We start from the raw sequence: 17039 nt of genomic DNA, 5'->3' as shown, positions 1-17039 counted from the left end.
CGCGGCCTCCCGGGGCCCGGCCTGGTGCCGTACGCACTCCGACGGCCGAACGTCCGGTATGCCCGTAAAGTGGAGGCCCATGGATGACCGTTCGCACTCGCCCGGTACAGTGGGAAGCGCGTTAACAACACGCAAAGAATCTCAGGGTGCGCCGGGAAGTCTGGTCGGCAACGTCAACAGCCGTCGACAGCTGCCGAACTGACCGGAGGTCATCCGTGAGCCCCGCGCCCTCGAAGATCCGTCGCCCCCCGTTCCTGGGACGGCTCTCGCTGCCCGAGCGGAACTTCGTCGCGGATGCGCTGCGCACCGAGACCGTCGGCGGCGTACTCCTTCTCGTCGCCGCCGTTGTGGCCCTGATCTGGTCAAACACCCTCGGCGGCAGCTATGCGGCAGTCCGCGACTTCCACCTCGGCCCGGCCTCGCTGGGCCTGGACCTGTCCGTCCAGCACTGGGCCGCCAACGGCCTGCTCGCGCTGTTCTTCTTCGTCGCCGGCATCGAGCTCAAACGCGAGCTGGTCGCCGGTGAACTGCGCGACCCCAAGGCCGCCGCCCTCCCGGTGATCGCCGCGATCTGCGGTATGGCGATGCCCGCGGTCGTCTACGCCGTCGTCAACGGCATCGGCGGCGGCTCGCTCCACGGCTGGGCGGTCCCCACCGCCACCGACATCGCCTTCGCGCTCGCCGTCCTCGCCGTCATCGGCACCTCCCTGCCCGCCTCGCTGCGCGCCTTCCTGCTCACCCTCGCCGTCGTCGACGACCTCTTCGCGATCCTGATCATCGCGGTCTTCTTCACCTCGCAGATCCACTTCCTGGCGCTCGGCGGCGCCGTCGTCGGCCTGCTGATCTTCTATGTGCTGCTCCGCAAGGGCGTCCGCGGCTGGTACGTCTACGTCCCGCTGGCCCTGGTCATCTGGGCCCTGATGGAGAACAGCGGGGTGCACGCCACCATCGCGGGCGTGGCGATGGGCCTGATGCTGCGCTGCCACCGCCGCGACGGCGAGTCCGGCTCACCGGGCGAGCACATCGAGCATCTGGTCCGCCCGCTCTCGGCCGGCCTTGCGGTACCGCTGTTCGCCCTCTTCTCGGCGGGTGTGTCCGTCTCCGGCGGCGCGGTCCACGAGGTCTTCACCCGCCCCGAGACGCTCGGCGTCGTCCTGGGCCTGGTGGTCGGCAAGGCGCTGGGGGTCTTCGGCGGCACCTGGGTCACCGCCCGCTTCACCAAGGCCGAGCTCAACCCCGACCTGAAGTGGCCGGATGTGTTCGCCGTCGCCACCCTGGCCGGCATCGGCTTCACCGTCTCGCTGCTCATCGGCGAACTGGCCTTCGCCGACGACCCCGCGCTCACCGCCGAGATCAAGGCCGCCGTGCTGATCGGCTCGCTGCTCGCCGCCGTCTGCGCGGCCGTCCTCCTCAAGCTGCGCAACAACAAGTACCGCGCGCTGTGCGCGGACGAGGACCGCGACGAGGACCAGGACGGCATCCCCGACATCTACCAACTCGGCAAGCCCGAATACCACTTGCGGATGGCCGCGATCCACGAGGCCAAGGCCGCCGAACACCGCCGTCTTGCCGAAGTGGCCGCCGTGCGCCACGCCGGGGACGAAGGTCCGGCATGATCTGAGAGGCTTTGCCATCCGGGCGATTTGCCATCCGGGCGAAAAGAAGAGGGAGACGGCGATGAGCGCAGCCGACGGCAGCACGGACCGCAGCCTCGGGCAGCTGGTGGCCACGGCCACCGCCGAGATGTCCGCACTGGTCCACGACGAGATCGCGCTGGCGAAGGCGGAGCTGCGGCAGGACGCCAAGCGGGCCGGCATCGGCGGCGCCGCGTTCGTGGTGGCCGGTGCGCTGGCGCTGTTCGCGCTGCCGGTGCTCAGCTTCGCGGCGGCCTACGGCATCCACAACCTCGGCCTCGGGCTCGCCTGGTCCTTTCTGATCGTGGGCGGCGCCTTCCTCGTCGTGGCCGCGTTGCTGGTCCTGATCGCACTGGCCAAGATCAAGAAGATCAAGAAGCCGGAGAAGTCGATCAACTCCGCCAAGGAGACCGCGGCCGTACTGCAGAAGGCCAAGCCGCACCCGCGCGTCGCGGCGGAGGACCACCCGGTCCTGGAGTCTGTGACACGCTCATCGGTATGACAGCCCCTGACAGCACCGCCTCGGTCGTACGCCTGGGCGTCCCGGGTGACCACGAGGTGACGCACCGGGACGTCGCGGCCAATGGCGCCCGGTTCCACATCGCCGAGATGGGCGACGGCCCCTTGGTGCTGCTGCTGCACGGCTTCCCGCAGTTCTGGTGGACCTGGCGCCACCAGCTGCCCGCGCTCGCCGAGGCAGGCTTCCGGGCGGTCGCCATGGATCTGCGCGGCGTCGGCGGCAGCGACCGCACCCCGCGCGGCTACGACCCGGCGAACCTCGCCCTCGACATCACCGGCGTCGTCCGGTCCCTGGGCGAGCCGGACGCCGCGCTGGTCGGGCACGATCTCGGCGGCTATCTGGCCTGGACCGCGGCGGTGATGCGCCCCAAGCTGGTGCGCCGGCTCGCGGTGTCCTCAATGCCCCATCCGCGGCGCTGGCGCTCGGCCATGGTCGCCGACGTACGGCAGAGCGCCCGCAGCTCGCACATCTGGAACTTCCAGCGCCCCTGGCTGCCCGAGCGGCGCCTGACGGCGGACGATGCGGCGCTGGTGGGCCGGATGATCCGCGACTGGTCCGGGCCCCGGCTGCCCGAGGACGACACCGTCGAGGTCTACCGGCGGGCGATGTGCATCCCCTCGACGGCGCACTGCTCGATCGAGCCGTACCGCTGGATGGTGCGCTCGCTGGCCCGCCCCGACGGCATCCAGTTCAACCGCCGCATGAAGATGCCGGTCCGCGTCCCCACCCTCCACCTGCACGGATCCCTCGATCCGGTCATGCGCACCCGCAGCGCCGCCGGCTCCGGCCAGTACGTGGAGGCCCCCTACCGCTGGCGGCTCTTCGACGGACTGGGGCACTTCCCCCATGAGGAGGACCCGGTCGCCTTCTCCACGGAACTGATCAACTGGCTCAAGGACCCCGAACCCGACCGCTGAGCACCGGCGCACACGCGCCCGTGCGGACCGCTGAGCGGACGGCGTACGCGGCTGAGCGGAGACGGGGCGCGCGAGCGTTCGTGGGCGCGTCTCACGTTCGTAGGACGAACGGCCAATTGCCCGGCGCATAGGCCAATTGGCGGCTCCCGGGGCGGTTACGGACCTTGGGGCACGGGCAGTGTCGTGGGTATGGGCTGGACGCACGACTACCGTGACGTGGCACGCAACCGCCGCAGCAGTGCCGCTGCCGTGGGCACTCGCGAGAGGGAAACCCCGGATCTCGGATCCGGCGGCTCCCCCGCACCCGCCCACCCGATGGGCATCCCGCGCATCCTGCGCCGCAGAGCGCGCTGGATGAGTGCGCGCCTGCGCCATCCCCGCGGCTGAGCCCCCCGAGCCCCGGCGTGCGCCCGGCGCGGGAACGTCCGTCCCGCGCCGCCCGCCTCAGATCGCGCAGCCCTGGCTGCTGACCTCCCGCACCGCCGTGCGCCCCTTGGTGATGTCCTCGTGGATCTCGTCGGCGGTCAGTGCGTAGCCGGTGTGGGAGTCGTCCAGCGACTTGGCGAAGACGACGCCGTAGACATCACCCTTGGGGGTGAGCAGCGGCCCGCCGGAGTTGCCCTGCCGCACGGTGGCGTAGAGGGAGTAGACGTCCCTGGCGACCGTGCCGCGGTGGTAGATGTCGGGGCCGTTGGCCTGGATACGGCCGCGGATACGGGCCGCGCGGACGTCATAGCCGCCGTTCTCCGGGAAGCCGGCGACGATGGCGCTCTTGCCGCTGCTCGCGTCCTGACCGGAGAACCTCAGCGACGGGGCGTCCAGCGAGGGCACGTCCAGGACGGCGATATCGCGCTGCCAGTCGTAGAGCACGACCCTGGCGTCGTACTGCCGGCCCTCGCCGCCCACCTGGACGGTCGGGCGGGTGACGCCACCGACGACATGCGCGTTGGTCATCACGCGGTGCCTGCCGAAGACGAAACCGCTGCCTTCGAGGACCTTGCCGCAGCTGGGCGCCGTACCGACGATCTTGACGATGCTGCGCTTGGCGTCCTGCGCCACCGGGCCGCCCGCGAGCCGGGGATCGGGCGCGGGCACAGAGGTGATCGGTTCGTTGGAGAACGGCGTGAAGACCTGCGGGAAGCCGTTCTGCGCGAGCGCGGAGGAGAAGTCCGCGAACCAGCTGTTGGCCTGCTGGGGCAGCACCCTGGACACCCCGAGCAGCACCTTGGAGTTGCGCACCTCCTTGCCGAGCGTCGGCAGGGACGTGCCGGCCAGGGCGGAGCCGATCAGCCAGGCGACCAGCAGCATCGCCATGACGTTGACCAGCGCGCCGCCGGTCGCGTCCAGCGCCCGCGCCGGTGACCAGGTGATGTGCCGGCGCAGTTTGTTGCCCAGATGGGTGGTGAGCGCCTGGCCCACCGAGGCGCACACGATCACGATGGCGACCGCCGCGATGGCGGCGAAGGTGCCGGGCGTCGCATCCCCGGTGATCTCGTTCCAGATCACCGGCAGCAGATACACCGCGACCAGGCCGCCTCCGAGGAAGCCGATCACCGACAGGATGCCGACGACAAAGCCTTGCCGATAGCCGACGATCGCGAACCACACGGCGGCGACCAGCAGAAGGATGTCCAGGACGTTCACGCCGGACACCGTCTCACGAGCGCCAGTCGAGTGGGACCTGCTTGTCACGGTCCCACGGAATCTCCCAGCCCGCGAAGTGCAGGATCCGGTCGATGGCGCCGGCCGTAAATCCCCAGACCAGGGCGTTCTCGACGAGGAAAGCCGGACCGACGTGGCCACTGGGGTGACGGGTGGTGACCCGATGTGCCGGATCCGTGAGATCCGCCACGGGGACCGTGAAGACCCGGGCCGTCTCCGCCTCGTCCACGGCACGCACCGGGCTCGGCTCGCGCCACCAGCCCAGCACCGGTGTGACGACAAAGCCGCTGACCGGGATGTAGAGCCGCGGCAGCACGCCGAAGACCTGGACGCCCGAGGGATCGAGACCGGTCTCCTCCTGGGCCTCGCGCAGCGCCGCCCGCACCGGGCCGGGCCCGTCCGGATCGCCGTCCTCGGGGTCGAGGGCGCCACCGGGGAAGGAGGGCTGGCCGGCGTGCGAGCGCAGGGTGCCGGCGCGTTCCATCAGGAGCAGCTCGGGGCCCCGGGGGCCCTCGCCGAAGAGGATCAGCACCGCCGACTGCCGGCCGCCGCTCTCGGGCGGCAGAAAGCGGCTGAGCTGCCGCGGCTCTATCGTCGCAGCGGCCCGGGACAGCGGCGCCAGCCACTCGGGCAGGCCGTCGTCCGTGACGGTGACCTCCCGGCCGTACACCGTTGCGGCGCGGGCCGCGCTCTCCTCGCCGTACTGCTCCCGTGCTCTCGTCATACGCGCCCCCTCAGGCCCTGGCATCTGTGGTCGGCCCCCGTTCGGGGGCGCCGTGTGGTGGGTGGTGTCACCCGGTGGTCGCCGCGGCTGTGGTCATGGGGCCGCCAGCGGGGGCGCCGGCTGCCCCGGATAGCCGGGCGGCGGCTTGAGACGCTGCCCCGGCTGGCCGCCCAGCTCGTACTTCAGCAGCTTCTTGGCCTTGTCCGGGTCCGTCTCGCCCTCGCCGTACGCGGGGCACAGCGGGGCGATCGCGCAGGCGCCGCAGGCCGGCTTACGGGAGTGGCACACGCGGCGGCCGTGGAAGACGACGCGGTGCGAGAGCATCGTCCACTCGCTCTTGGGGAAGATCGCGGCGACATCCGCCTCGACCTTCTCGGCATCCTCGGCGGTCGTCCAGCCGAACCGGCGCGCCAGGCGGCCGAAGTGCGTGTCGACCGTGATCCCCGGGACACCGAAGGCGTTGCCCAGCACCACGTTGGCGGTCTTGCGGCCGACACCGGGGAGCGTGACGAGGTCCTCCAGGCGGCCGGGCACCTTGCCGTCGAAGCGGTCGCGCAGCGCCGCGGACAGCCCCAGCAGCGACTTCGTCTTGGCCCGGAAGAAGCCCGTCGGCCGGATCAGCTCCTCCAGCTCCTCCGGGGGCATCGCGGCCATGTCCTCGGGCGTCGGGCAGCGGGCGAACAGCCGCGGGGTGGTCTGGTTGACCCGCAGGTCGGTGGTCTGGGCGGACAGCACCGTGGCGACCAGCAGCTCGAAGGGGTTGGTGAAGTCCAGCTCCGGGTGGGCGTACGGATACAGCTCGGCCAGCTCCCGGTTGATCCGCCGCGCCCGGCGCACCATGGCGGTCCGCGATTCGGGCTTACGGGCGGGGGCGGTCTTGCCCGGGGCGGTCTTCTTGGCGGCGGCGGACGTCTTGGCGGGAGCCGTCTTCTTCGCGGCGGCCTTCTTGGTCACGGCCTTCTTGGCCACGGTTTTCGTCGCAGCCGTCTTCTTCGCCACGGTCTTGTTCGCCACGGCCTTCTTCGCGGCCGGCGCCTTGGCCGTCGCCGTCGTCTTCGCGGGCGGGGTTTCCTTCACGGCGGCCTTCTTCCCTGCCGAGGTCTTGCCTACCGGGCTCGTCTCCCCGGCAGTCTGCCGCGACGCGCCGGAGCCGTGGGTCGCCGCCTTCCGGCCGGCCGTCACACTGGAGAGGGATTTGCTACTTTTATCCGTATTCGACGCATTGGTGGACGGGTGTTCGCCCACAGCGGAATCGCCCACGGCGCTCACTCACTCAGCCCCCCAGTCCCGTGCTCTCACCGGCGTATTGGACACTCGGCCAGACTAAGGCCACCCACTGACATCCGCCCCGACCACCGTGATTCGTGACCCCAATCGGCCCCCTGCCTTATGGCGTGCGGCACCGGTCCGGCAAACTTGTGATTGATCGCACTGTTTTGCATTCCGGCATGATGGGGACCACAGTCCCCCGGAGCATGTCGACAAGGAGAGATCTCGTGGACGACGTTCTGCGGCGCGCACCGCTCTTCGCGGCGCTCGATGACGAGCAGGCGGCCGAGCTGCGCGCCTCGATGGGAGAGGTCACGCTCGCCCGCGGCGACGCCCTGTTCCACGAAGGGGACCCCGGCGACCGCCTCTACGTGGTCACCGAGGGCAAGGTGAAGCTCCACCGCACTTCCCCGGACGGACGCGAGAACATGCTCGCCGTCCTGGGCCCCGGCGAGCTGATCGGCGAGCTCTCGCTCTTCGACCCGGGCCCGCGTACGGCCACGGCCTCCGCGCTCACCGAGGTCAAACTGCTCGGCCTGGGCCACGGGGACCTCCAGCCCTGGCTCAACGCCCGCCCCGAGGTCGCCACGGCCCTGCTGCGCGCGGTCGCCCGCCGCCTGCGCAAGACCAACGACCAGATGTCCGACCTGGTCTTCTCCGACGTGCCGGGCCGAGTGGCCCGCGCCCTGCTGGACCTGTCCCGCCGCTTCGGCGTGCAGTCCGAAGAGGGCATCCACGTCGTGCACGACCTCACCCAGGAGGAGCTCGCCCAGCTGGTCGGCGCCTCCCGCGAGACGGTCAACAAGGCCCTCGCCGACTTCGCCGGCCGCGGCTGGCTCCGCCTGGAGGCCCGCGCCGTGATCCTCCTGGACGTCGAGCGGCTGGCCAAGCGTTCGCGCTGACACAGCGCCTTCTGACGGTCTGGAAGGGCCCCGCTCCGGCGGGGCCCTTCGCCGTATCTCCCGCGCGGGCCGCCCACCGCCCCGCCATAGTTGCGCCATGACCGACGGCAGGGGCACGGGGCTGGACCGGGACGGCTGCTTCGTACGGGAAGGGTCCCTGACCCGCGTGTCCGCGCGCTTCGCGCCCGTCGTGGCAGAACTCCGGGCCCGGCTCGCCGACCACTTCGGCCCCGGCCGCCTGCACAGCGGCTACCTCTACGGCAGCATCCCGCGCGGCACCGCCGTCCCCGGGGTCTCCGACCTCGATGCGCTGCTCGCCCTACGGGACGAGCCGACCGACGACGACCGCGCCGCCGCCCGCGTCCTGGAGGCGGAGCTGGACGCCGAGTTCGGGCAGATCGACGGCGCGGGGCTGCTGCTGTTCGGCGTGGACCGGCTGCTCAGCGCGCCGGAGCGCCACGACCTGGGGTGGTTCGTGGCCTGTCTGTGCACCCCGCTCACCGGCCCCGACCTCGCCGCCCGGCTGCCCCGTTACCGTCCCACCTCGCTCCTCGCCCGCGAGACCAACGGCGACCTCTTCGCCGACCTCCCCCATCTGCGCGAGAAGGCCGCGGCAGCCGCCACGGAGGCCGAGCGCACCCGGCTCACCCGCGGCGTGGCCCGTCGGCTCGTACGCACCGGATTCACGTTGGTCATGCCGCGCTGGGGTGGTTGGACCAGCGATCTGACCCAATCCGCCGACGTATTCGGCCGCTACTACCCGGCGCACGCCGAGCAGATGCGCGCCGCCTCGCACGCCGCCCGGGCGCCCGGCGCCCGCCCCGAGCTGCTGGACGAGCTGCTCGACGGCCTCGCCCCCTGGCTGGCCGGCGAATACCTCGCCGTCCACGGGGCCAAGACCTCTCGCCCACAGGAGCGGTGACGGGGCCTCGCCGCCCGTCTGACGGGGCCGCGCCGTCCACCCGGCCGCCGGGAGCCCCGTTCAGTCCTCGATCAGCCCGTGCTCGCCCAGATAGTCCAGCTGCGCCCGTACGGACAGCTCCGCGGCCGGCCACAGCGACCGGTCGACATCGGCGTAGACGCTCGCGACGACCTCGGCGGGGGTGCGATGGCCGGCCTCGACCGCGGTCTCCACCTGGGCGAGCCGGTGCGCCCGGTGCGCCAGGTAGAACTCCATCGCCCCCTGGGCGTCATTGAGCACCGGCCCGTGGCCCGGCAGGACGGTCGACACGCCGTCGTCCACCGTGAGCGAGCGCAGCCGGCGCAGCGAGTCCAGATAGTCGCCCAGCCGTCCGTCGGGGTGCGCGACCATGGTGGTGCCGCGCCCCAGGACCGTGTCGCCGGTCAGGACCGCGGCATCGGCCGGGAGATGGAAGGAGAGCGAGTCCGAGGTGTGCCCCGGTGTGGGCACCACGCGCAGCTCCAGGCCCCCGGTGGTGATGACATCGCCGGCCCCCAGCCCCTCGCCGCCGAGCCGCAGCGCCGGGTCCAGCGCCCGTACGGCCGACCCGGTCAGCTCGGCGAACCGGGCGGCGCCCTCGGCGTGGTCGTGGTGACCATGGGTCAGCAGGGTCAGCGCGATCCGCTTGCCGGCCCGCTCGGCGGTCTCGATCACGGCCTGGAGGTGGCTCTCGTCGAGCGGCCCGGGGTCGATGACGACCGCGCGATCGGAGTCCGGTTCGGCGACGATCCAGGTGTTGGTTCCGTCCAGGGTCATCGGCGACGGGTTCGGCGCCAGCACGCAGTGGGCGCGCGCCGTGGCCTGCCCCGAAAGCGCTCCGCCTCGGGGCCGACCGGGCAGGGCGGCTGCTTCGGTCATGCGGGGGTCCCTCCCGGGGAACTCGTGGTGCCGGAGGGGCCGTCGGTACCGCCGTCCCCCGGGCCGTCGTCGGTGGAGATGTGCTTGGTGAACTCGTCGTGCCCCGGCCAGCTCAGCTCGATCCGGCCGTCCACCAGGTGCGCGCGGGCCAGCACCGGTGTCAGGTCCTGGGCCTCGGCCCCGGCCAGCGCGTCCGCGACGGTCCCGTACGGCTGGAGCGAGCGCAGCGTGGCGATGGTCGGCGGCATCATGAGCAGCTCGCCGCGGTCGTAGCCGGCCGCGGCCTCCTCCGGGCGGGTCCACAGCGCGAGGTCCGCCTCGGTGGAGGCGGCGGCGGAGCTTGTCTGCGGCCCTTGGGGGAGGGTGCGCTGGCCTTCGGGGAGCGCGGCGACGAAGAACCAGGTGTCGTAGCGCCGTGGCTCGAACTCCGGGGTGATCCAGTGCGCCCAGGCGCCGAGCAGATCGGAGCGCAGGACCAGGCCGCGGCGCTCCAGGAAGTCGGCGAAGGACAGCTCATGGGCCACCAGGGCCGCGCGGTCGGCTTCCCAATCCTCGCCCGTGGTGTCCGCGACGACCGTGTCGGCCGACGCGCCGGCGAGCAGCACGCCGGTCTCCTCGAAGGTCTCGCGTACGGCGGCGCAGACGATGGCCTGCGCGCCGGCCGGCTCGACGCCCATCCGCACCGCCCATTGGGCGCGCGAGGGTCCGGCCCAGGCCACCGGGCGCTCGTCGCGCGGATCGACGGAGCCGCCCGGATACGCGTACGCGCCTCCGGCGAAGGCCATGGAGGCGCGTCTGCGCAGCATATGGACGGCGAGTCCGCCGTTGTGGGAGTCCCGCAACAGCAGGACGGTCGCGGCCCGCCGGGGTGTGGCGGGGGTCAGCCGGCCGCTCGCGAGCGCCCGGATACGGTCCGGCCACTCCGGCGGGTACCACTGGCCGTTGGTCGTCGACGACATGGCCGGATGCTATGCGCTCGCGCGCTGATGTTCGAGGGCCCTTTGGGCCTTCCGGCCGCCACCGGCGGTTATTCGGCGATTTCCACCTGGATCTCGACCTCTACGGGGGCGTCGATCGGCAGCACCGCCACGCCCACCGCGGAGCGCGCGTGCACGCCCTTGTCGCCCAGGATCTCGCCCAGCAGCTCGCTGGCGCCGTTGACGACGCCCGGCTGCCCGGTGAAGTCCGGTGCGGAGGCGACGAACCCGACGACCTTCACGACGCGCACGATCTTGTCCAGGTCGCCGGTCACCGACTTCACGGCGGCCAGCGCGTTCAGGGCGCAGGTCGCGGCGAGCTCCTTGGCCTGCTCCGGGCTCACCTCGGCGCCCACCTTGCCGGTGGCCGGCAGCGATCCGTCCACCATGGGCAGCTGGCCGGAGGTGAAGACGTACGCGCCGGAGCGCACGGCGGGCTGGTACGCGGCCAGCGGCGGCACGACCTCCGGCAGCTTCAGGCCCAGCTCCGCGATCTTGTCCTCGACGGCGCTCATGCCTGCTTCTCCCGCTTCAGGTAGGCCACCAGCTGCTCGGGGTTGTTCGGGCCCGGCACGACCTGGACCAGCTCCCAGCCGTCCTCGCCCCAGGTGTCCAGAATCTGCTTCGTCGCGTGCACGAGCAGCGGCACGGTCGCGTATTCCCACTTGGTCATGGGCCGAGCGTAATACGTGCGCGGGGCGGCGGCGGACGCCATCCACGCCCGGCGGCCGGGGCGGGTTCCCGGCGTGTCCCTGAGATGTCCCGGAGATTTCTTCTCCCGATCTCCGGGGCATCCCTGGCGTATCCCGTGCGTGGCGGCGACGCGGACTGGTTAGGCTCCTTGGCGTGAGCAGGCTCCATGTCGTCAGCGGCAAGGGCGGCACCGGCAAGACCACGGTCGCCGCCGCCCTCGCGCTCGCCCTGGCCACCGAGGGGCGCCGCACCCTCCTGGTCGAGGTCGAGGGCCGACAGGGCATCGCCCAGCTGTTTGAGACCGAGGCGCTTCCGTACGAGGAGCGCAAGATCGCGGTAGGACCGGCATCGGAAGGTGGCGGGCGACGGGCGGGCGGGGAGGTCCATGCCCTGGCCATCGACGCCGAGCGCGCCCTCCTGGACTACCTCCAGATGTTCTACAAACTGGGCGGCGCGGGCCGGGCGCTGAAGAAGCTGGGGGCGATCGACTTCGCCACGACCATCGCCCCGGGTCTGCGCGACGTCCTGCTGACCGGCAAGGCGTGCGAAGCCGTCCGCCGCAAGGACAAGACCGGCAGGTTCCTCTACGACGCGGTGGTGATGGACGCCCCGCCCACCGGCCGCATCACCCGCTTTCTGAACGTCAACGACGAGGTGGCGGGCCTGGCCAAAATAGGCCCCATCCACCATCAGGCGCAGGCCGTGATGCGGGTCCTCAAATCGCCCGAGACCGCGGTCCACATGGTCACGCTCCTGGAGGAGATGCCCGTCCAGGAGACCGCCGACGGCATCGCCGAACTGCGCGCCGCCGGCATCCCGGTGGGCGGCATCGTCATCAACATGACCCGCCCCGCCCTGCTGGACAACGGCGATCTCGAAGTCGCCGCCCGCGGGGCCCGTACGGGCATCGCCAAGGCGCTCTCCCAGGCCGGCCTGGGCGGTGCGCGGCGCGGCGGTCTGGCCGAGCGGCTGATCGACCCGCTGCTGGAACAGGCCCGCGAACATGCCGAACGGGTCGAGCTGGAGCGCGCCGAGCACGCCGAGCTGAAGGCGATCGGCCTGCCCACCTACGAGTTGGAGCTGCTCCCGGAGGGAGTGGACCTCGCCGGGCTCTACCGCCTGGCGAGAGACCTGCGGAAACAGGGACCCATATGACCGCGGACGACACGACCCTGGACGCCTCGGCCCCATGGCTCGAGGTCGACGCGCTGCTGGACGATCCGCGCACCCGCATCGTGGTGTGCTGCGGTTCGGGCGGCGTCGGCAAGACCACGACCGCCGCGGCGCTGGGTGTGCGCGCCGCCGAGCGGGGCCGCAAGGTCGTCGTGCTGACCATCGACCCGGCCCGTCGGCTGGCGCAGTCCATGGGCATCTCGGAGCTCGACAACGTCCCGCGCCAGGTCAAGGGCGTCGACGAGACGGCCGGCGGCGGACTGCACGCGATGATGCTGGACATGAAGCGCACCTTCGACGAGATCGTCGAGGGCCATGCGGACGCCGAGCGGGCGCGCGCCATCCTGGAGAACCCCTTCTACCAGTCCCTGTCGGCCGGTTTCGCGGGCACGCAGGAGTACATGGCCATGGAGAAGCTCGGCCAGCTCCGCGCCGGCGACTCCTGGGACCTGATCATCGTCGACACCCCGCCGAGCCGCTCCGCGCTGGACTTCCTGGACGCCCCCAAGCGCCTGGGCTCCTTCCTGGACGGCAAGTTCATCCGGGTGCTGATGGCCCCGGCGAAGGTCGGCGGCCGGGCCGGGATGAAATTCCTCAACGTCGGCATGTCCATGATGACGGGCACGCTCAGCAAGCTGATGGGCGGTCAGCTCCTACGGGACGTGCAGACCTTCGTGGCCGCGATGGACACCATGTTCGGCGGTTTCCGCACCCGCGCGGACGCCACGTACCGGCTGCTCCAGGCGCCCGGCACGGCGTTCCTCGTGGTGGCGGCGCCGGAGCGGGACGCGCTGCGCGAGGCGGCGTACTTCGTCGAGCGGCTGGCCGCCGAGCAGATGCCGCTCGCCGGCCTCGTACTGAACCGCGTGCACGGCAGCGGCGCGGCCCAACTGAGCGCGGAGCGCGCGCTGGCGGCCGCCGAGGCGCTCACGGAGCGCGCGGCGGAGGAGACCTGCGCCGAAAATCTTGAATCGGCAGGCATTGTCGATCATCACAACGGGAAGGCTGACTCAGGAACCGCCGGCAGCCTCTCCCCCGCTGCCACGGCGGAGCAGGAGCCACCCACCTCGGCCTCAGCGGCACACCTCGCCGCCAGGCTGCTACGACTGCATGCAGAGCGTATGCAGGTCCTCGCCCGCGAACGGCGCACCCGCGACCGCTTCACCGCGCTGCATCCCGAGGTCCCGGTGACCGAGGTCGCCGCGCTGCCCGGCGACGTCCACGACCTCGCGGGCCTGCGCGCAATCGGCGACCGCCTCGCCCTGGGCCGCGCCGAAGCCGACCGCTGACCTCCGGCGGCCGTACGGTCGGCCTCACAGGGAAGCCGAACGACAACGGCCGCTGAGCAACGACGCGATCAACGGCGGTGATCAACAAGGGCGATCAACGGCGCCGCAGAGTCTGTGCCCGCCATCCACGCACACCGAACGCCCGCGACTGCCCAGCCGCGACCGCCCGACCTCGTCCGACCCACCGCGGCGCGTCTACCCCACGGCGGCGTACTCGTCGAAGGTCTCGTCCTCGCAGTCCACCGGCAAAAGGCCCGTGCTGCGCTCGTATTCCGTGCGCGCCGTCTCCAGCAGCCGGCGCCATGACGTCACGGTCGGCCGGCGGCGCAGCAGCGCCCTCCGCTCCCGCTCCGTCATACCGCCCCACACGCCGAACTCCACCCGGTTGTCCAGGGCGTCGGCCAGGCACTCCGTGCGCACCGGACAACCGGTGCACACCGCCTTGGCGCGGTTTTGCGCCGCCCCTTGCACGAACAATTCATCCGGATCTGTCGTCCGGCAGGCTGCCTGTGCGCTCCAGTCGGTTACCCAGCTCATGCTGGCGCCGTCCTCTCCCGAATCGAGGCTCCCCCACGGCGGCAAGCGGCATATTCACCGTTGCCAGTTGAGGACGTTACGGAAGGCGGGCAGGGCGCAACACCCCCTTCGGGCCCAATCTTGAATGGCCCGAACGGACTATGCGTACGCGGCAGATCACCCAACGGAGTGACCGGGCGGCATACGCCGCTTTCCCCCCAAGTCCGGACAATTCACCGCGGACACATGGGACTTCCGGCGGCACAAGCGGGCAAGGGGGACGGGGGTCGTACAGGGAGAGGGGGTTGACGAACCGAGGCGTAGCAATCCCGCTGTGACAGGTGAGAACAGGCTAAGCGAACAGGTGCACCCCTGTCCGGCGATTCAGAACGTAGGCTTGTCCGCATGGCTAAGAAGCGCGAGGGCGGGGGTCTGTCCAGGACCCAGATGGCCGCCAAGTTCCTCGGTGTCAGCGTCCTGGCCGGAGCCGTACTCGCCGGCATCGCGCTGCCCGCCGCCGGGGCGCTGGGCCTGGCCGCCAAGGGCTCGGTCGAGGGCTTCGACGACATCCCGGCCAACCTCAAGACGCCCCCGCTCAGCCAGCGGACCACCATCCTGGACGCCGACGGCGGCGAGATCGCCAAGGTCTACTCCCGCGACCGCACGGTGGTGAACCTCAAGCAGATCTCGCCGTATATGCAGCAGGCGATCGTCGCGATCGAGGACGCGCGCTTCTACCAGCACGGCGCCGTCGACCTGAAGGGCATCCTGCGCGCGCTCAACAAGAACGCCCAGTCGGGCGGCGTCGCCCAGGGCGCGTCCACGCTGACGCAGCAGTATGTGAAGAACGTCTTCATCGAGGAGGCGGGCGACGACCCCGACAAGGTCGCGCAGGCCACCCAGCAGACGCTCGGCCGCAAGGTCAAGGAACTCAAGTACGCGATCCAGCTGGAAAAAGAGCTCGGCAAGCGCAAGATCTTGCAGAACTACCTCAACATCACGTTCTTCGGCCAGCAGGCGTACGGCATCGAGGCCGCCGCCCAGCGCTACTTCAGCAAGCCCGCCAAGGACCTGAATCTGGAGGAGTCGGCCCTGCTGGCCGGCATCGTCCAGTCGCCGAGCCGCTACGACCCGGTCAACGACCCGCAGGAGGCGAAGCGGCGGCGTAACACCGTGCTCCAGCGGATGGCCGATGTGAAGGACATCACCCAGGCCCAGGCCCATGCCGCCGCGCAGCGCCCGATCCAGCTGAAGGTCAGCCGCCCGCAGAACGGCTGCATCACCGCCGTGGACGGCGCGGGCTTCTTTTGCGACTACATCCGCAAGGTCTTTCTCAATGACAAGGCTTTCGGAAAGACCCGCAACGACCGTTCCAAGCGCTGGAACGAGGGCGGGATGACCATTCACACCACCCTCGATCCGCAGACGCAGAAGGCGATCCAGAAGTCGGTCGGCGACCACGTCCACGAGGACGACCAGGTCGCCAGCGCCGCCACCATCGTCCAGCCGGGCACCGGCAAGATCCTCGGCATGGGTCAGTCCCGCCCGTACGGCTTCGGCCCGCACCAGACCCAGATCAATCTCTCGGTGGACCACGACATGGGCGGCGGCGCCGGCTACCAGCCCGGGTCGACCTTCAAGCCGGTGGTCGCGGCGGCCGCGCTGGAGCAGGGCACCAGCCCGTACCAGAAGTATTCCTCGCCGTACCGGATGCAGTACCCGAGCCCGGTGCAGACCTGCAACGGTGAATGGCAGGGCACGGACGCCACCCAGAACGAGAACCGGTCGGAGGTCGGCCCGTACGGGATGAAGGAGGCGACCGCCAAGTCGGTCAACACCTACTTCGTGCAGCTGATCTCCGACATCGGCATCTGCCCCGCGGTCAAGATGGCGCAGAAGATGGGCATCGAACGGGCGGACGGCAAGCCCTTGCAGCAAGTTCCGTCAATGACGCTGGGTGTGCAGGAAATGTCGCCGCTGACCATGGCGGCCGGTTACGCCGCCTTCGCCAACGGCGGCGAGTACTGCTCGCCGGTCGCCATCGAGTCGATCACCGACGCACGCGGCCGGCAGATGCAGGTTCCGCAGAGCAGCTGCCGGAGCGCGATGTCCAAGAGGACCGCGGACACCATCAACACCCTCCTGCGCGGCGTCGTCCAGGACGGCACCGGCAAGAAGGCGGGTCTCAAGGGCCGCGACAGCGCCGGCAAGACGGGCACCAGCGACAGCCGCTACGCCGCCTGGTTCGTGGGCTACACCCCGAACGCGGCCGGGGCGGTCTGGGTCGGCGACCCCCTGCACCAGCGCAAGATGTACAACATCACCATCGGCGGCGTGTACCACGACAAGGTCTACGGCGCCGACACCCCCGGCCCCATCTGGCGCGACGCCATGACCGGCGCCCTGGCGGGCCGCCCCGCACCGGGCCTGTCCACCGTTCCGATCGACGACCCGAACAAGGGCGGGAACAAGGGCGACGGCGGCCAGAACAAGGGCGGCAAGCACCGCCCCGGCCAGGGCCACGGCGGCGACAACAAGCCGGGTGGCGGCTGGCATATCCCGGGCTTCCCGGATGTACTGGGTGGGGGCAACGGGGGTTGGTGACTGGGCAGTTGGCTGGGTGGTTGGCTGGGCCAAGGCGGCTGGCGGTCGGTCGGCCCGGGCAGGGTGGCTGACCCAGAGCGGTTGATCGGCCCAGGCGGTCGGTCGGCCCAGGCGGTCGGTCGGCCCGGGGAGGCTGGCCGGCTCACGGCGGCCGGTCGGTCAGGAGCGACACGCCTGACGGAACGGGGAAGGGGCGCCCTCTGGGAGGGCGCCCCTTTTCGCGCGTCGACTGTGCGCGTCCATCGTGCGCGTCGGCCTTCGCACGTCCGCTTTCGCTCGTACGCCTGCGGGCATCCGCCTCCGCGCATCCGCGTACCTTCGCGTCCGGGCGCGGGTGCGG

At 71.2% G+C, this 17039-nt stretch carries 17 protein-coding genes; 9 read left to right on the top strand and 8 right to left on the bottom strand.

Features of this window, described 5'->3' with window-relative positions:
* Window positions 1-215: 215 nt before the first annotated feature.
* The 4 genes from nhaA to B1H19_RS39940 all read left to right on the top strand — a co-directional run bounded on the left by nhaA (window position 216) and on the right by B1H19_RS39940 (window position 3458).
* A complete protein-coding gene (gene nhaA, locus B1H19_RS23015) occupies window positions 216-1616 on the top strand; it encodes a Na+/H+ antiporter NhaA (protein WP_083106681.1) in 1401 nt (466 codons plus the stop codon).
* 61 nt (window positions 1617-1677) lie between these two features.
* Window positions 1678-2136, top strand: coding sequence for a phage holin family protein (locus tag B1H19_RS23010; RefSeq protein ID WP_030069477.1), 459 nt, complete (start codon window positions 1678-1680; stop codon window positions 2134-2136).
* Window positions 2133-3071, top strand: a complete 939-nt coding sequence (locus tag B1H19_RS23005) for an alpha/beta fold hydrolase (RefSeq protein ID WP_083106680.1) — start codon at window positions 2133-2135, stop codon at window positions 3069-3071. The genes B1H19_RS23010 and B1H19_RS23005 overlap by 4 nt, the downstream gene beginning before the upstream one ends.
* A 189-nt stretch (window positions 3072-3260) precedes the next feature.
* Window positions 3261-3458, top strand: a complete 198-nt coding sequence (locus tag B1H19_RS39940) for a hypothetical protein (RefSeq protein WP_083106679.1) — start codon at window positions 3261-3263, stop codon at window positions 3456-3458.
* 57 nt (window positions 3459-3515) lie between these two features.
* On the opposite strand, the gene B1H19_RS22995 is transcribed toward B1H19_RS39940, so the two are convergent.
* From B1H19_RS22995 to nth, 3 genes are all read right to left on the bottom strand, one after another.
* Window positions 3516-4715 (bottom strand): MarP family serine protease, encoded by a 1200-nt coding sequence (locus tag B1H19_RS22995; RefSeq protein WP_083106678.1) that lies wholly within the window; start codon window positions 4713-4715, stop codon window positions 3516-3518.
* A 13-nt stretch (window positions 4716-4728) separates the two neighbouring features.
* Window positions 4729-5457, bottom strand: a complete 729-nt coding sequence (locus B1H19_RS22990; protein WP_083106677.1) for an NUDIX hydrolase — start codon at window positions 5455-5457, stop codon at window positions 4729-4731.
* 93 nt (window positions 5458-5550) lie between these two features.
* A complete protein-coding gene (nth, locus tag B1H19_RS22985) occupies window positions 5551-6534 on the bottom strand; it encodes an endonuclease III (RefSeq protein ID WP_083109815.1) in 984 nt (327 codons plus the stop codon).
* A 419-nt stretch (window positions 6535-6953) separates the two neighbouring features.
* Here nth and B1H19_RS22980 point away from each other — a divergent pair, with 419 nt between their 5' ends.
* Complete coding sequence (locus B1H19_RS22980; protein WP_006604164.1) at window positions 6954-7628, top strand: Crp/Fnr family transcriptional regulator; 675 nt, start codon at window positions 6954-6956, stop codon at window positions 7626-7628.
* A 97-nt stretch (window positions 7629-7725) separates the two neighbouring features.
* Window positions 7726-8550 (top strand): nucleotidyltransferase domain-containing protein, encoded by an 825-nt coding sequence (locus B1H19_RS22975; RefSeq protein ID WP_083106676.1) that lies wholly within the window; start codon window positions 7726-7728, stop codon window positions 8548-8550.
* Window positions 8551-8610: 60 nt separating this feature from the next.
* Here the strand turns inward: B1H19_RS22975 and B1H19_RS22970 are convergent, their stop codons facing one another.
* From B1H19_RS22970 to B1H19_RS22955, 4 genes are all read right to left on the bottom strand, one after another.
* Window positions 8611-9447: an MBL fold metallo-hydrolase gene (locus B1H19_RS22970; RefSeq protein ID WP_083106675.1), complete on the bottom strand. Its 837-nt coding sequence runs from the start codon at window positions 9445-9447 to the stop codon at window positions 8611-8613.
* Window positions 9444-10406, bottom strand: a complete 963-nt coding sequence (locus tag B1H19_RS22965; protein WP_083106674.1) for an NUDIX hydrolase — start codon at window positions 10404-10406, stop codon at window positions 9444-9446. Before B1H19_RS22965 ends, B1H19_RS22970 begins: the two co-directional genes overlap by 4 nt.
* 68 nt (window positions 10407-10474) lie before the next feature.
* Window positions 10475-10939: a RidA family protein gene (locus tag B1H19_RS22960; protein ID WP_083106673.1), complete on the bottom strand. Its 465-nt coding sequence runs from the start codon at window positions 10937-10939 to the stop codon at window positions 10475-10477.
* Entirely contained in the window at window positions 10936-11097 is a 162-nt protein-coding gene (locus B1H19_RS22955) for a DUF4177 domain-containing protein (protein ID WP_003975360.1), read from the bottom strand. The genes B1H19_RS22960 and B1H19_RS22955 overlap by 4 nt, the downstream gene beginning before the upstream one ends.
* A gap of 173 nt (window positions 11098-11270) precedes the next feature.
* On the opposite strand from B1H19_RS22955, the gene bagA reads away from it, so the two are divergent.
* Window positions 11271-12272, top strand: coding sequence for an ATPase BagA (gene bagA / locus B1H19_RS22950; protein WP_083106671.1), 1002 nt, complete (start codon window positions 11271-11273; stop codon window positions 12270-12272).
* Window positions 12269-13579, top strand: a complete 1311-nt coding sequence (bagB, locus tag B1H19_RS22945) for an ATPase BagB (protein ID WP_083106670.1) — start codon at window positions 12269-12271, stop codon at window positions 13577-13579. The genes bagA and bagB overlap by 4 nt, the downstream gene beginning before the upstream one ends.
* Window positions 13580-13774: 195 nt before the next feature.
* On the opposite strand, the gene B1H19_RS22940 is transcribed toward bagB, so the two are convergent.
* Complete coding sequence (locus B1H19_RS22940; protein WP_083106669.1) at window positions 13775-14116, bottom strand: WhiB family transcriptional regulator; 342 nt, start codon at window positions 14114-14116, stop codon at window positions 13775-13777.
* A gap of 384 nt (window positions 14117-14500) precedes the next feature.
* Here B1H19_RS22940 and B1H19_RS22930 point away from each other — a divergent pair, with 384 nt between their 5' ends.
* Window positions 14501-16699, top strand: a complete 2199-nt coding sequence (locus tag B1H19_RS22930) for a transglycosylase domain-containing protein (RefSeq protein WP_083106668.1) — start codon at window positions 14501-14503, stop codon at window positions 16697-16699.
* The last annotated feature ends 340 nt before the right edge of the window (window positions 16700-17039 follow it).

This window comes from Streptomyces gilvosporeus (assembly GCF_002082195.1).
In the GTDB taxonomy this organism is placed as follows: Bacteria; Actinomycetota; Actinomycetes; order Streptomycetales; family Streptomycetaceae; genus Streptomyces; species Streptomyces gilvosporeus.
Note: the sequence above shows the minus strand (reverse complement) of the source record. Positions and strands in the feature narration are given on the sequence as shown.